General features: G+C 29.4%; 10 protein-coding genes. 8 read left to right on the top strand and 2 right to left on the bottom strand.

Annotation, left to right across the window (positions count from 1 at the left end; translation table 4 throughout):
* Positions 1-6: 6 nt before the first annotated feature.
* Together OF376_RS00155 and OF376_RS00150 are read right to left on the bottom strand one after the other, a co-directional pair.
* On the bottom strand, positions 7-795 hold the full coding sequence (locus tag OF376_RS00155; protein ID WP_263821533.1) for a lysophospholipid acyltransferase family protein: 789 nt from the start codon (positions 793-795) through the stop codon (positions 7-9).
* 53 nt (positions 796-848) lie between these two features.
* Positions 849-1,130, bottom strand: coding sequence for a hypothetical protein (locus OF376_RS00150; RefSeq protein WP_263821532.1), 282 nt, complete (start codon positions 1,128-1,130; stop codon positions 849-851).
* 160 nt (positions 1,131-1,290) lie between these two features.
* On the opposite strand from OF376_RS00150, the gene OF376_RS00145 reads away from it, so the two are divergent.
* The 8 genes from OF376_RS00145 to OF376_RS00110 all read left to right on the top strand — a co-directional run bounded on the left by OF376_RS00145 (position 1,291) and on the right by OF376_RS00110 (position 17,198).
* Entirely contained in the window at positions 1,291-2,193 is a 903-nt protein-coding gene (locus OF376_RS00145; RefSeq protein ID WP_263821531.1) for a deoxyribonuclease IV, read from the top strand.
* 47 nt (positions 2,194-2,240) lie between these two features.
* Positions 2,241-3,326, top strand: a complete 1,086-nt coding sequence (rsgA, locus tag OF376_RS00140) for a GTPase RsgA (RefSeq protein ID WP_263821530.1) — start codon at positions 2,241-2,243, stop codon at positions 3,324-3,326.
* Positions 3,313-4,581, top strand: a complete 1,269-nt coding sequence (gene yqeK / locus OF376_RS00135; RefSeq protein WP_263821529.1) for a bis(5'-nucleosyl)-tetraphosphatase (symmetrical) YqeK — start codon at positions 3,313-3,315, stop codon at positions 4,579-4,581. The genes rsgA and yqeK overlap by 14 nt, the downstream gene beginning before the upstream one ends.
* Positions 4,581-5,270 (top strand): 5'-methylthioadenosine/S-adenosylhomocysteine nucleosidase, encoded by a 690-nt coding sequence (gene mtnN, locus OF376_RS00130; protein ID WP_263821528.1) that lies wholly within the window; start codon positions 4,581-4,583, stop codon positions 5,268-5,270. The genes yqeK and mtnN overlap by 1 nt, the downstream gene beginning before the upstream one ends.
* On the top strand, positions 5,254-5,433 hold the full coding sequence (locus tag OF376_RS00125; protein WP_263821527.1) for a hypothetical protein: 180 nt from the start codon (positions 5,254-5,256) through the stop codon (positions 5,431-5,433). The genes mtnN and OF376_RS00125 overlap by 17 nt, the downstream gene beginning before the upstream one ends.
* A complete protein-coding gene (locus tag OF376_RS00120) occupies positions 5,402-6,922 on the top strand; it encodes an endonuclease/exonuclease/phosphatase family protein (protein WP_263821526.1) in 1,521 nt (506 codons plus the stop codon). The genes OF376_RS00125 and OF376_RS00120 overlap by 32 nt, the downstream gene beginning before the upstream one ends.
* 222 nt (positions 6,923-7,144) lie before the next feature.
* Positions 7,145-13,174 carry an SGNH/GDSL hydrolase family protein gene (locus tag OF376_RS00115; protein ID WP_263821525.1) on the top strand — a complete coding sequence of 2,010 codons (6,030 nt, stop codon included), beginning with the start codon at positions 7,145-7,147 and terminating at the stop codon, positions 13,172-13,174.
* On the top strand, positions 13,158-17,198 hold the full coding sequence (locus OF376_RS00110) for a hypothetical protein (RefSeq protein ID WP_263821524.1): 4,041 nt from the start codon (positions 13,158-13,160) through the stop codon (positions 17,196-17,198). Before OF376_RS00115 ends, OF376_RS00110 begins: the two co-directional genes overlap by 17 nt.
* The last annotated feature ends 8 nt before the right edge of the window (positions 17,199-17,206 follow it).

The raw sequence follows: 17,206 nt of genomic DNA, 5'->3' as shown, positions 1-17,206 counted from the left end.
TTGTTTTTAAAAATTATGAACATTTTTTAAACGTGTATATTCATCAACAATTTTTTTCTCAATGTTACGCATAATAATTTGCTTGTCAATATTCACATAGTCGTAGCTATTGAAAGGTTTTAAAAATGACACATAGATATTTTTAGCTTTTGCAAAATTACGACGCATACGTTTGTTGTTGTTATCGTATCGATCAATTGTATTAATTGAATTACCGATAACAAATGGTTGAATAGCACTCGCGGTATTATAGGCCGGAGTTAAAGCTGCGGGTTGGAATGCGAAAAATTCGTCACTATGATTACGTTTTGTTTCAGGGAAAACGGCTAGTCCTCGAGAACGAGCTTTTAGTAAATTTTCTTGCTGTTTCATTGTACCAAGAATTTGACGTAGATTTTTACGATCAACATATACAACATCAATTAAATCAAATAAAGGCGCAAAGAAAGATTTTTGTAATTCAATTTTAGCTACAAATGTAACGTTTTGTAAAGAATGTTTTTCTAATGCTAAAAAGAGAGCTAATGCATCAATGTTAGATTTATGATTACCTACATAAAACATGTTTCGATTTGTTAAAAAACGTTCATTTTCCACTTTAACTTTAACATTTAAAATTCACATGATTGCATGTAAAATTTTGCTCACTTTTTTATATCGATCAGCTTCGCTGACTTCCTCAGGATTCTTTTTGTATTTATTTGCTAATAATTTAGCAAAAAGCATTTGTCAAATTACATAAAAAAAGACAAATGGACTAGACATTATTCATCATACTGCTTTTAAGAAATTCATTATATCACCATTATGTTATTGTATCACAAGCACATTTTTAATGCTGAATGTTTTTAGATAACAAGTTCTAATTTTTCGTAATCAATTAAAACAAAGAATTTTTTATCTACCGAATTAACTAACTCTGCTTTAACAATGATTAAATCACCAGCGCGCAAATCATTAATCTTTTGCTGACTCTTAATTTTAAAACTCAACACTTTTGCAGAGCACCGATTATGGGGTTCTAAAATATAAGCTAGTACTTCTAATATAGACATTTGACTAGGATCAGTAATGACATAGCCACTAAAAAAATGATATTTTTTATATAAATTTAGGGTGTATTGAAACACAAAAACCAACTCCTAATTAAATTATGGCAAAACGTTTTTTGTGTTTATACATACTTAAAATGTCTTTTTAAATAATTTTTTACTTGATTTATTAAAGGGCATCTCTTTAATGTTCTAAAAATTTTTATATTATAATATTGATACAAAGGATCGTGATTAAATGAATACATATAACTTAATAATTGGCAGTCATGTTAGTATGAAGGCGAATGACTATTTTCTAGGCGCAGTGCGTGAGGCACTGGAGTACAAGAGTAATACATTTATGATATATACTGGAGCACCGCAAAATACACGCCGAATTAGTATTGACAAATTAAAAGTAGCAGAAGCACATGATTTGTTGAAACAAAACAAGATAGCGTTAGATAACATAATTGTGCATGCCCCTTATATCATTAACCCATGCTCATCAAAACCTGAGGTACGTGAATTAGCTAAAGAATTTTTAATCAAAGAAATTCAAAGAACCGAAGCATTGGGGATTAACAAGATAGTTTTACACCCGGGTTCACGTCTAAATCAACGTTTAGAAATTGGTTTAGAATTATTAATAAATATGCTAAACGAGATTTTTAAAACCATAGATACAAACGTTTGTATTTGTTTAGAAACTATGGCTGGTAAAGGTAGTGAAATTGGAGCTGATATCACAGAATTAGCGACAATTATCAGTCAAATAAAATCGAAAAAAAATATAGGAGTTTGTTTAGATACATGCCACATGTTCGATAGTGGTATTGATTTAACGCGCAGTTCTTTTGACGCTTATTTAGAACGTTTCGACCAATTGATTGGATTAGAATACATCAAAGTTTTACATATTAATGACTCTAAAAATATTCTGGGTAGTCACAAGGATCGCCACGAGAATTTAGGTTATGGTAAAATTGGTTTTAACAATTTACTTTATATTATTTATCATCCAACATTAAACAATATACCTAAGATTCTTGAAACACCATGATATGGACCAAAAAATAGTGAATTACCTCCATATAAAGAGGAAATCGAAATGATTCGCAATCAGGAATGATGAGATTTTAAAGAATCAAATGAATAGGTATTCCTATTATAATTAAATAATATACTTTAAAAAAGAGAACAATTATGAACACCAATAAAAAATGTAAAGGTTGCGGTAGTTTCTTAACAAACGAACTAAACCAACCTGGCTATACTCCAAAACCCTTAGATTCTGATACAAATCTATGCCAACGTTGTTTTAAAATTAAAAATTACAACGTAAAAGAAGACTTTATTAAAATAGATCAAAAAATTAATGACGTCTTAAAAGATATTGATTTTACAAATCTACATATTATGATGGTTTTAGATATTTTTGATTTAGAACACACAATTATTGATGAATTAGTACCTTATCAATCACAAATTACTTTTGTAATTAACAAGATTGATTTATTGCCAAAAAGCTATAATGCAACATTAGTTAAAGAAAATATTGTAGCTATATTAGAAGAACATGGCTTTAAACGTCCTCATATTTTATTTTGCTCAATTAAATCAAATTCAAGTTTAAAGAATTTAAATGAAATTGTTCAAATGCAAACAGATAAACGGAAAAAATCAATCTTTTTTGGACGAACAAATGTCGGTAAATCATCATTAATCAATGGTTTATTAATGATTAATAAATTACCCCCGGTTTTAACGACCAGTTCTTTTATCAATACATCAACTAATATTTTAAAAATTAAAATTCGTAACAATATTGTCTTAGATACTCCTGGGGTTTTATTCCCGGAAAACATATTAAATTATGTGAATAACAAAGATAATAGTAAAGTTGTATTTAAAAAATCACTGGTTCGTAATTTTTATTTAGCACCTCAACAAACTATTATGTTGAATAAATTAGTTTATGTTTCATATTTGGGTGGCGCACAAACGAATTTCAGTTTTTATGTTAATGCAGATGTTGGTTTCAAGCGTATGCAAACAAAATATATTCAAAAAAATCTAGCCAACGAGCTTTTAGATAAAGAATTAAAAGTTCATTATGCTCAAGAAAATATTCGTTGAAAAACACACACGTTCGTTTTGGATCATAATAAAAAACACAATATCAATATTGCTGGACTTGGGTTAATTTCAATTAATAGTGAAGCGCGTGAAGTTAGCGTTTCTGTTCATGAAGATGTAGGAGTAAAATTAAGCTCACATGCGATCATCTAAGAGGATTATTAATAAACAAATAAAATCGATTGTACTTTATTTTGGTGCATTCGATATGTTTCATTATGCTCACAAGGAAATGATTCAGAAAACACAAGAATTGTTAGGCTCAGAAACACCAGTTCATTTAATTTTAGCTGCTAATAAATTTACACAAAAACCATACGATTGCGACGATTTAATTGCTACACAAAAAAATGTGCTAGCGAGCTATGAAGATCGTTGTGCAATGATTAAAATGCAAATCAAAGATTTAAAAAATGTTTTTTTATCTGATTGTGAAATTAATTTAGCTAATCTTAAAAAAACGCAGATTTATAGTCATGAAATTCTTGAAATTTATCAACAACAGTACCCATGTGCTCAGTTCTATTTAATTATGGGAACTGATAATTTAATTAGTTTTACCACATGAAGAAAATACCAAACGCTATTATCACAAACAAAAATTATTGGTTTTAAACGTCTAGGTTTATGTGTTAATCAGCAATGCAAAAACGCGTGTTCTTGTGAAAATTACTTGTTAGATAATGTCAACATTCCACTGTATGATTTGAAATACAACGCTGTATCATCTAGTGCCATCAAAACATCATTTAATTGAGTTGATCAAATGGATAAAGAAGCATTTGATTACTTATTAAACAACGGTTTATATGGTGTTTTTTTGCTAGAAAAACATGTTGTTAAAACGAAAAAAAATGTAACTGAAATTGATTATAAACGTATTAAACACTCGTTTGCTGTGGCTAAATTATGTGCAGAAATTATGCAAAAATATGATCCCTTGCAAACACGTCGAGCGTATGTAGCTGGATTGTATCATGATCTTTTAAAACCGTTAAACGAAAAAATGACGAATGATTTTTATGCGACTTATTCAGCTGATTTAACTGAACTACCATGAACCATTAAACACGGCTCAAATGCTGCTTTTTTATTATATTTTCAATATCATTTCACTGATTATGAAATTCTAGACGCTATAATCCGCCATACAAAGCCGCATTTATACACAGATAATTTAACTTTACTTGATAAAGTTTTATTTGTCGCAGATAAAATTGAACCACACAGAACAATTGATGATCATCCTAATTTACATGCTTTAAGATCATTAGTTTACACAGATTTAGATCAAGTCTTTGAAGAAATAGATCAATATCAAGATCAATGTTTTGGTAAAATAAAATTACCAAACAACGAATTTTTACAAGTCATCAATTATGGTGCAAAAGAAAAGAGTCAAAAATAATGATTGGATTAATTGTCGCATTACAAGATGAAATTAGTTACTTTTTAGCAAATAATAGTCACTACAAAATTAAACGTTTTAATAATACAAATTACTACGTTTTTAAAATGCAAAGTAAAGAATTTGTATTAGTTTTTTCAGATGTTGGTTTAGTTAATGCTGCAATGGCCACAACAGCATTAATAGACCATTTTGATGTTAGTTTTATTATCAATTTGGGCAGTTGCGGTACAAATCACCCAGATGCTAAAGTATTAAAGCCATACGTTGTTAATAGTGCTCAATATATGAATGTGGATTTAACTGCTTTTGGATATGAAAAAAACCAAATTCCACGCAAGCCAGTTAACTTCTTGCCACATAAAAATTTAAGCTATCAATTAGCTCAATTATTGCAAACAACTGAATTACCTTGTGCAAGTAGTGATATGTTTGTCGATCATGAACAACATGCCCTAATCAAGTCTATTAAACCGAGTTTAATTGATATGGAGTTAGCAGCGATTGCGCATGTGGCACACGCTCATTTTATTGAATGAATTAGTATTAAATGTGTCTCTGATTCATTGATTACTTGCCAAAAAACTAGTCAATCACATCAAGAAAATCTGCATGCTATTAACACTTTCTTCCAAGACAAATTACTAGCAATTATCGAAACGGTAGACAATTATGTCGAAGACAATTAATACAAAGAAAATTGTTAGCATTGTGACGGGTGTTTTAGTTGCTTCCATGTTCATTGCTACCATTACAACTGCTGCTGTTTTAATGAACAAATCCACTCGTAAAAAAGACACTAAAGAGGGGGACAAAAAAAATGCTGAAACGACTGAAAAAACGACTCAATAAAAAAGTTTTATTAAGTATAGGATTAGGACTAACGTGTGCTTTACCACTCACCTTAGCTACTAGTTGTTTTTTGACTAAAAAACCGAAAGAGCAAACAAATAATGCCCAAGTAAACAATAACGATATTAACGACGGTGATCAATCTAACCAAATCGACGATCAAGACATATCAATTGAAAATGAAGACGAAATAGTTGATGAGGATGAAGATGATTCACAGGATGAATCTACGATCATCACAGATGATCAAGGACCGATGCCGTCACTTGACGCAGCAAAACGTTTAAGTAAAAATCCCAATTATTGACGAATTGGCCACTGAAATGTGTTAAATCAGGGTGGCACAAATGAATTAAAAAACTTACTTTTAGCTAAAACAATTAACTATTTAAATTTGGACGTTATAGCATTAACAGAGATTAATGCATACAACGTGCAAGATCAAGCGGTTACCAAAATTATTGATTCATTAAACACATTAAATCCAACTAATCCTTACACGTATATCCTTAGTGACGAACTATATAGTCCTAAGTTTGCAACTCAAAAAGAACGAGTAGCTTTTATTTATCGAAAAAATGTATTTGATGTTAAACAGGAATTTTATTTTCTTAAAGATAAAAAAACTAACACGCCTTATGAATTGGACCAAGTTATTTTATCAGCTAATCCCGCTGATCACGCAAAACAAAAAGCTACAAAAATCACTTATTCACGAACACCATATGGTATCACTTTAATTGATAAAAAACGTGAAAATGATTTTTCTATTTTGGCTGTCCACCTTGATTCTCCGGGTGATTCTAAAAACAAAGCTGCAAGAAAACAAGATTATAAATACGCATACAAGAACGGTACAAAAGAGTTGAATGAAGCTTATCATCTATCCACTGTCATGCGTTTATTTGACAAATTTGATGGACAAAATGAAGACCTCATTTTAACTGGTGATACAAATGTTAAAGGTAAAAATTTTAACATTGCTTTTGGGGCTTTGAGCAAGTCTCCACTTAATTATCGAAGTCTTTTATCAGCTTCCTTAAAAACATCTCTGGGTGTTAGTTTTTCAAAATATACTTCAGCTTATGACAAGTTATTTTTAAGAACTGATTACCAAAGTTTAAATAACGCCGAACAACCTATTTTTGAAAATGCTAAAATGTTTGATTTATGACAAATCGGGAATCCTATTTATAACATTGTAACAGATGAAATTCGTATGCAAGTGTTAAATGAATGGATAATTAAAAAGCCGAATGGTAAAAAAGTTAAGGCTAGATATACAGATGAACAAAAAGCGACTTTAATGGCTAAATGAAAACAATTTGATGATCCACAAATTAGAAAAACGATGAAAAAAGAGGATAGAGATCAAGTGGTTAAGTTTGTGGAATTTCTAGTACGAAAAACTACAAGTGATCATGCACCTGTCTTTTTTGATATGTATATTGACCATGATGATATAAGCAAAGAAACTCGCCGAAAGTAATCAATCTAAGCTATTTTAAGAAGAGTAATGAACTCTTCTTTTTTTATACAAACATGGTTCATAAACGCCTTAAACTTGACTATCAGCCATCACGTAAAGACCAATATATTAGAATAATATATTGAGCGTATTTTAAAAATTTTTTTTTAAAATTGAAACTATGCTAAAATAATAAGATATTAAAGTTGTTCGCAACTTCTCTAATATAAGGAGGTCAAACTAATGACTAAAAAGAAGAAAATTGTTTCCTTAGGATTGACAATAAGCCTGACTGCGACATCACTTGTAGCTGCTGCGGCGAGTTGTTCGAAAACTAATAAAGACAATAAACAACCCTCTATTGACGAGAATAAGAAAAATGTTGAAAAAGAGAAAGACCAATTAGGAAAAAATAAAAAAGATATAATCGAACAAATTGGTGAGGACGACAATGTGGATGATTTAAAACCAAATAATAATCAAAAGGGAATCAAACCTGCTGCTAGTTTACAAACGCTAGAATTGCCAAAGCAAAAACTTAATTATTTAGCTTTAGGTGACTCTATCACAGCTGGTTTTAATGATACTTTAGCTTGTGATTTAGCTGGAGAATTAGTTGATAATAAGATTAGTGGTTTATCATATCCAGCATTTTTAATCGACTATATTCAACGTTTAAACCCGAAAGTAGTAGCTAGCTATGACAATGCTGCTATTACTGGTTCAACAGTTGCGTCATGACTTTATCTACTTAATGATCGTGATAATGAATATGTGCGTGGAGTTGAAAGTAACCACTTGCGTTTCGGTTACGCTTTAGATCAAAATGATCACGCCAAATATAAAAATCGTTTATTGAAATATTTTGATCCAAAAATATTTAATGACGAAATTTTAAGTGCTGAAGAAGTAGAACAAGCTACAAAAAAATTAACAACTAAAATTAAAGAAGCTAACTTCATCACTCTAACTTTAGGGGCGAATGATTTCATTTTAAGCAATAACTTTACAAGTATGATGAAAGAGGTTATGGCTGAACCAAGTCAAATTGTAAGCATTTTTGCTAAATACCAACCATTATTTATTCAAGAGTTAGCAACTTTAACAACTAATTTAACAAAGTTGGTTAAAATTTTACAAAAGATTAATCCCGAATTAAAAATTAACTTAATTGGTTATCCAAAACCAATGCTTCGTTGAGAATCGATTTTTAATAAACTTTTAAATGTCAAAGATCAAGATAACCAAATTTTCTCTGACTTTTTGTTAAACGGATTAAACAACGCTATAGCTCAAGCTGCACAAAATACTCAAGTTAATTACATCAGTGTTTTTGACCACGATGTATGACATAAGAATAAAAGCGTTTTCACTCGATCATTATTTGATATTCACCCAACTGAATTAGGTTATAAAAAGATGGCACAAGACATCCTTTTAAAATTAGCTATCAATACATCAACAGTTAAATTTGACCCACATGATATTGAGGATTGAACAGACGAATATATTGAGAGCGATGCTAAGAAATTTAATCAACAATTATTTTTTAGTGATTATTCAAACAAAGCTATTATTGATCTTATCGTAGGTAATAACAACAGTGGATTATGAACAAAAACCAATAACGAAAATGATTTGATCAATCAACAAGGTTTAAAATATAAAAACAAAACTGCATTAGTAGTTAAAACATGAGTTTTATCACATGCTGAAATTATTGATCAAATGCTTGGTTTTTTCCAAGATGTTTTAAAAAGCATGAAAATGGAAGATGTGGCAGCTAAAACAGAGTTTTTAAGTCACAAGGACGTTCAAGGACATACAAACTTTTTTAAATTAGCTAAATTATTTACTGAAAATCAAATTTTAGACGATATTTTCGTAGGCATCCAAGAAGAAATTGATGAAAAGGCGGCAGCTAATCCTAATTATGATCTTAGCTACCAAGATTTTATTGAGGCCTTTAAAAACAATTTATTCCATCCGAAAAGTCTAGTGCGTGCACTAAAAGCTTTATTAACTTCTCCTGTCTTCATCCAAAATGTAAACGAAACTAAATTGATTATTAAAGCTGTTTTAAAACACTTTTTAGGTTCAGAGTTAGTGACAAAGATGTTAGTACAAGCTAACTTTAAAGAAAATGAACACGCTCAAGAAATTAAAACAGCTTTAGATGCAATTTTAAAACAAATTCAAAGCAGCAATCATTTAAACAATATCATTGATGTTTTAGTCGATGATTTATTTGACCACACATCAATTTATTACAACTATGAAGATTTAGGACAACTTTTAGCTACTTTAGTTAAAAACAATAAAACTCAAATTGCTGACAATGTCAACGCTTTGGCTAAACAACTAGTAGAAAACGAAACTAGTCGGCAAGCGATTTTAGATACCATTAAATTCACTTTTAATCATGATTTTGGTGATATATTAACAAATGAACATGTGCAAACCATTCTTGCTAAGGTTTTGGCACGTTTAACATCATTAGCTAGTTTTGAAAAACTAAGTACAAATATTTTTAATACCTTAACTGATCCCCTATTTTACAACAAAGTTTTCCAATCTACAAAAAAACAACCAGTGGAAGATGATTTTAATATTTTTAAAATCGATTTAGCTGATTTAGTTAATGATCTTTTTGCTATCTTAAGCCAAGAGGATATTAGTGCGCAAGAGTTTGAAAAAGCATTAATTACTATTTTAAGTTCAAAAGTGGTTCATAACGCCTTAAATAATGGGCTAATACCTCTTATTATTAAAATCTTTAAATCAGATAAATTCGAAGTAAATAACTTCTTAGACCAATTTATTGGCGGTTTAAAACAAAAGAATTTTACTCCAGACCAAAAAAACCATTTAAAAACTGTTTTAATTTCAATCATTAAAACGTTGTTTGAAACTCCAGAAAGTGACAATTTAATTAAATTAGTAATTAATTATGTTATTAACCGTTTTGGTGATTTTTTACTAAAACAAAATGACCCCCTTTTAAAGAAAATTCGAAACGATTTATTCAAGGTTGTTGATTTGGGGTCAAAAAAATTAATCCCTTCACCAACATTAAGTAAATTATTAACAAACGTTATTGCCAATTTTATCGATTTCAACGAAGAGTTTAATGAATACAATCATTGATCAAATCTATTAACAACATTAATTAAAATCAATAGCACGGATTTACAACAAGGAATTAGTGATATAGTTGGTTTAATATTCAAAGATCCAGTTATTAATGACCATTTAATTAATATGGTCTTCATTTTAATTGATGATTATGTGCCTTTGAAAAACCCGATGTCTACGGAAGTTAAACAAGCTTTAACTAACGTAATTAAACCATTATTAAAGAACGTGAATGATTTAAAAATCTTTGCCTTAATCCAAAGTAAATTATTTAGTATTATTACAAATCATTTAGAAGCACTAGCTCACAACCCAGATGCTAATTTGGAAGATTTCAAACGTGATGTTTTAACTAATGTTATCGAATTACTTCCAGAATTTACAAACTTATTAGAACTAGCTGAAATTCAAGAGATTAAAAATGTCGATTTAATGAAAGTTATTACTTTTGTAATCAACGAATTAGATTGACAAAAAATTATTAGCAAAAAACCAGATGACCCCAACACAACACCTAGTGGCAATCAAACAAAACACATTGATGTTTTAGATTTAGTTTTCCAAACACTAAAAAAATTATTGAACTCACCATACTTAAATCCATCAGTGGAAAATGCGAGTGTTTTAGTTAAACAAAACCAACAAAAAGTCAAAGAAATCATTATTCATATTGTACAAACAGCTTTAAATGCAACTAATTTAAAACAATTATTAAGCGACCAAATTCGTACTTTATTAACTAATGCTAATTTGTCTATTTTTAAAGATGATCCTGAACAACAAAAAACAATTATTAACAATTTAGTTAATACGTTGTTTGAAAAATCAGATATTACAGCCTTATTAACTAAAATCATTGATCAAACATTCTTACATCCTGAAGCCTTTAACAAAGCCGATAACCTTTTAAGTATGATCAGTACTTTGATCAACGAAAACAAAACAGAATTAAAAAATTGAGTAACGAACTTGTTAAATAATCTATTAAATAACGATGTCATCCTTGATTTTGTATTTGGCTTACTAATTCCGCTTATTAACAAGGACAAAACATGAAAAGGTTTGGCTATCGAAGATCAAAACACTTTAAAAAACTTTGTTAAAAAAGCCATTCATACCATTACTAACTTAGACGTCTTTAATCAATTAATAGATCAATTATTTAACTTATTAGCTGATCCAAACCGGATTCAACAATTATTAAGCAATGATGCAAGTAAATTCGCTAAAGATCTTTTAACAGCTGTTAATCTATCAACTCCACAACAAATTGCTGATTTAATTAACAATATTAATTCCAGCATTTCTGCACGAGAATACGCTGATGTTATTAACACAATCATTTTTAAAGTGCGTTTAAACTTCACTATTAAACCAAAAACTAATAACGAAGTTAGTCATGAAGTTAATGAACAAGAAACGCCTAACCAAGCAATGAATTTCATTGTCGAATTGATTCAAAAATTATTTGTTCAAGAATTTAAGGACACTACTGGTCAAAAAATCAAGGACACAATTAACTTTATTTTCGATGATTTAAAAAATGAAACTATCATTAGTCATACAGAACGTTATGCTGTTTTCAGTGGTTTATTAGAACAAATCACATACCATAGTGACCCTCGAATTAACCAACAAGTTAAAATGTTGATTAAGACAGCTCTTAATGATCACGCCCTACTGGATAACATTACAAATTTATTCAGCACAATTATCAATGATTTATTTGATAACCATGCAGAGTATGGGCAAATTCATGGATTAGAAGACATAATTCACATTTTGTTTAAAAACAAAAAAGTTGAATTGAAAGATAATATCCAAAAGATCATTCAACTGTTTATTACTAATACGAAAATCAATGACAGTTTTGTCGACTTAATTTTTGGTTTAATAACGAAAAAATTAACGACTTTTGCACCAGAAGAAATTGATTTCTTTAAAACAACAATTAAAAAAGTCTTGGCCCACTTGCCAAGTTTAGCTTTATACAATAACCTGTTCGAGAAATTCTTTAATTTATCAGAAGAATTATTAGCTAATTTAATTACCAATAAACCGATTAATGCACAACCATTTATTGATTTATTAATGAATAATTTAGTGGATTTTGTCGAAGTTCTCGAATTAGTTAAATACGATGATCTAAGTGTAGAAGATTTTAAAAATATCATCCATATTGCTATCGCGCATTTAGATCAACCGCAAGCAGATACACCATCATCAGATGACACAACGTCAAATACATCAAACATCAAAAAACCAGATAATTTAAATGATTTAATTTTCCGGATTCTAACAAAATTAGCTAGTTTAGAATTATTTGAACAACAACCAGAAAAAATCAAAACAATCTTAACTTATTTACTAGACGAATTATTTACAAGTAAAAACTTTAAGGCATTACTGATTAGTCCATTATTAAATAACAGATCAATCAGAGAAATTATTACTAGTTTAGATTTACCAATTACTCCACAAGAAACATTAGCTAATGTGGCTGAAGAATTAATTAATGATGATTTAAAAGCGATTTTTATGTCTTTAATTGAACATTTCATTACCGCTCACAATGATTTAAAAAACGCCACAGACTTAGTTAACTTAATTAATCTTTATACGAATAAAGCTGGTCTGGATTTAAAAAACAAACTTTATGCATACATTAAAAATCTGGAAAATAAATCTGATCTTTGATTATTAGCTGCACGTATTATCATTAAACAAATTAACCCACATTTTGATGTTACGCAAGAAGCGCCTGTAATCAGACGTTTAGCTAATTTCATCAAAAATGTTGTAACGAATTTAGATCAATTAACCCTAGTTAATCATGGTCTTGATGAAATCTTGAAAAAATTCAGCGACAAAGAAAGTATGGAAGGTTATTTACAAGACAACCGTACTCTTATCAACTATGTGGTATCGTTAATCGATGTTAGAGAACTTAATGTTGCTTACCAATTATTAGAAATTTTGAAAAACGAGAAAATTAGCGCTCAAGATTGTACTGATTTAATTTTTGGCATTGTCTTTGATGTTAATATTTTTGAGTTCATAAAAAATCAAAAAAAACAAAGACCAATCAGGTTCATCAACATCAGCGACAACAACTGATTACATGGCAGTTATCTTTAAATATCTTAATGCCTTTAATAATTTTAATTTAGACCCGCAAGTCCAACAAAAGCTAATGGTAATCATTGACCAATTATTAGCAATCCTTGAGCCTGCACACGCTTACCATAACCAGTTATCTGATCAGCTGCAACCATTTTATGATCAATTAATTAAAAATTTAAGTGCTAAGAGTGATTTCGTTAAAACAAATGAAGCATGATTCCTTAATCTTTATCATGTTTTCACGAAGAACAAAGACATTAATGTTGCGTTTATTAACCTGGTCAAGAGCTTTGTACACGAGTTGATTGAACATAAAGAACAATACAAAACAGCAATTGATTTAAACGCTTATTTAGCAGCATTCATTAAAAACAGTTTGACTAATAATGATAATGTTCTTAAAGATTTCTTTGTAGCTATCTTTAATAATTTAAAAGACCTACAAGTTTTTGATTTATTAGTTGATCAATTCTCTTTAATCGGTGATCCTTTGAACAATAGTGAAAAGAGTCAGTTGATTAAACAATTAGATCTTGTTGTTAAAAAAATTCCTCATTTAGAGTTTTATAATGATAACTTAACTAAATTATTAACCTTAGTTAAGAATAATTTTGCCCAATTCTTACAAAAAGACGCAACAAGTTTAAAAAACTTCTGAACTAATGATTTTAATAAATTAGAAAATTGATTAAACCTTTTACAAATTCTAACCTTTGAAGATTTAGATGTAGGTGTAATAGAACAAATATTAAGTATTGTTATTCCACACATTGATCTTAATAAGATTTTGAAATTGCTGCAACCAAATACCTCAGAAACACCAAGTACAACTAATGAGTCAGTAAATGTTTCTGAAATTTTAAAACAAGTCTTTGGTGTTTTAAATAATTTATCAAAAAACAAATATTTAACAGATTCAACTGTCCAAAAAATCCATCATTTAATTAGTAAAATTGTAGAAGCGGTGATTGCTAATACTAGTGTTAAGAATTACTTTGTTGATACTATTAGCAAGTTGATTTTAAACGTTAATTTAGATGCTATTATTCAATTAGATGAACAACAAAAAACCGATTTATTTAACAAAATTTTTGAACGTGTTTATAACGATCAAAATGTTCAATCATTAATTGTTCACCTGGTTCAATTCATTGTAGAGAATGCAGTTGATTATCAAAACCAAACAGATATTTACGGTTTGATTAATTACGTTTTTGCTCACCATAAAGAAACTATAAAAACCGATATTAACCAGATTATTGGTAGTGTTTTAGATGATGATGTTATTAGTGAACAATTAAGCTATATTGTCTTTAATGTAGTTACTAAAAAATGTCCAGATCAAATTCTGCACCAAAACTTCGTAGATTTACAAACACTAATCAAAGCGATTTCTAAAAACTTAACAAAAACCTTTATTTACCAAAACATTTTGAACAATGTTTTAGAAATTTGTGCTTCAAGTACTGACATTCATTATATCCAAGATATGATTGAACAAAAAACGCAATCAACAAAATTATTTGCTCAAAAAATCTTAGGTTTTAATAGTCAAACACAATATGCAAGCATGGTGGCTGATGTTTTACAAATTCTAGAAATTACGGATTTAGATGTACACGTTTTAACGCACGGTGTCATCGCGGTTATTAACGAAATCAACTTTACAGAATTATTAAAGAAACCAACTGATAATCCATCACCAACAACCCCTGCTGAACACCAACCATTAAGTAAAGTTAATGAATACTATGCTTATATACATGCTTTATTAGCTTATAATCTTTCAACTGATGCGAAAAACAAAGGAAAACAAATTGTTCATACCTTAGTTGATGTAATGCAAAATAAAGCCATGGGTGAAAACGGCTTCTTGTCAAATATGTTTGATGCTTTAAGCGTTCAATTAGCCAATACTTTAACAACTCAAGTGCCTTTATTAGAACCATTAAAAGCTGATTATGAACATTTATTTGCTAGCATCTTTAAAAACAAAGATTTAATTACTGATCTGACAAATGAATTGAAACGCTTCGTTGATAAGTTTATTGATGATGCTAACTTGTATGCTAACATCAATAGCTTAGGTTCGCTGATTAGTGAAATTATTAAATTAAACAAAACAGAAGTAATTTCTTCATTAAAGAAAATTATTAGTAAACACTTACGTCCAAATAGTCCTATTATTCAAGAATTAAGTGAAGCATTTGTTAAAACGACAAAAACAGCCTTAAAATTACCTGAATTATCAAAGGATGACCACGACAAAATTGCTCGTTTAATTTTAGTCTTTGTACCTCATATTTTTGATTTACAAATTGTTAACAAAACTCTTGATATTGGAATAACTTTCTTACAAGATAACATGCACGCTATTATCGATGAAGATACCAATTTTAAAAACTTGTTTGATCAACATTTTGTTCAAAAAGTTAAACAACCAGATTTCATTGCCGAAGCCATTGAACTAGTTAAATATGACCAATTGAATTTAATTGATTTCTTAGACGTTTTATTACGTTTAATTCCTTATGAAAAATACAAGGAAATTTTCGACCCTGTATTATTAAAACCAACGAATAATACATCAACAACCGAATCCAATCAAAATAACAAAGCTGATCCATTAACATCAGTCTTTAAAACAATCGCTTATATTTTAAAAACTGATGTTCTAAAACAACAAGACAACGTTCTTAAATTAAAAACAACATTAAAAGGGTTAATTAATAAATTCTTAAAATCAGCACCTCTTTCACGTTATGTGATTGATGTTTTACAAAACAAATTCACGCAAACATTAGTTGATAAAACAGGAGTTTCCGATACTGAAACGCGCCGCTTTATTCAAGGGGCTTATTCATGATTCCGTGACTCAGCGTTATTACAAAAAATTCTGAACTCGCTAATTGATGATGTTTTCAAATATAAAAACGTATATGCTGATTTATTAATGAATAAGAACTATAAAGAAGTATTAAACAACTTTATTAGTCATAACTATGAAGCACATTTAAAACAAGATATTTTTGATTTTGTTGTTGATTTTGTTATTTCAAAACCAACTACACGATACTTAGCTTTATTAATGTTCAACAAGCTAAAACTTGAAAATACAAATGAACAAGATATCGAAACCGTAGCAGCTTTTATTGTTCAAGTCATGAAACACATCAAGGAATTTGACTTTTTACGTAAACCAATTGAATTAATCCAAGATTTATTCAAAGAGCAAAAATTAGCTACTTTTGATGAAGTTAATATTAAAAAGATTTCTGACATCATTAGTCTTTATATCACTAGTGATACAACACAATTTGCTAAAATTTTAGCTCACACAACATACGTGCATAATGATGATCGCAAAATCCATGTTATTTATGTTGCTAACCTAATTAATTTAGTGTTCGAAAAATCACCACTAACACAATATGAAAACTTGAGTGCAGACCAACCATTATATAATGGATTACACGAGCGTAACTTAGTTGAGAAAAATTTCCTTAACGAAATTATTGCTAAGGGTAAACCACCTGAAGGAATTACTGGTTCTGACCCTTTAGGAGCTATTACAACTTTAGCTGAACAAATGTGAAAAGCTGATGAAGAATTCTTTAGAAACAATCCAAATCTTACATATTTAGATGAAAGTCCATACTACCGTGCGATGTTCCGTTTAACCCTAACTATTTTATGATATGCCCATGAAACATACTTCAGAGGGGTAACTGGTGGGGTCTGATGAAATGCCTTCTGAGGAGCGAATGGAATCGGAATTGTCGGAAAAGCTTTATCAGGGAAAACAGCATACGGTGAAAACCGTGTTTGAAATAACATTTTCGGTGATTATTCATCAAATAAATCGGTTTATAAGTTTGAACAAACTTACCGTGATTTTGATTATATTTACTTTATTACATGTTGACGTTCTAAACCACATTTACGTCCAGAAATTACAACTAATTACAACCACAACAAAGTCAACTATATCTTCGAATCTATTAAACGAGGACGACCAATTAACCGTCAAAAACGTTAATGGTATTT

This window comes from Ureaplasma miroungigenitalium, assembly GCF_025780085.1.
Taxonomy (GTDB): domain Bacteria; phylum Bacillota_I; class Bacilli_A; order Mycoplasmatales; family Mycoplasmoidaceae; genus Ureaplasma; species Ureaplasma miroungigenitalium.
The sequence above is the reverse complement of the archived record's forward strand: the minus strand, read 5'-3'. Positions and strand labels throughout refer to the sequence as shown.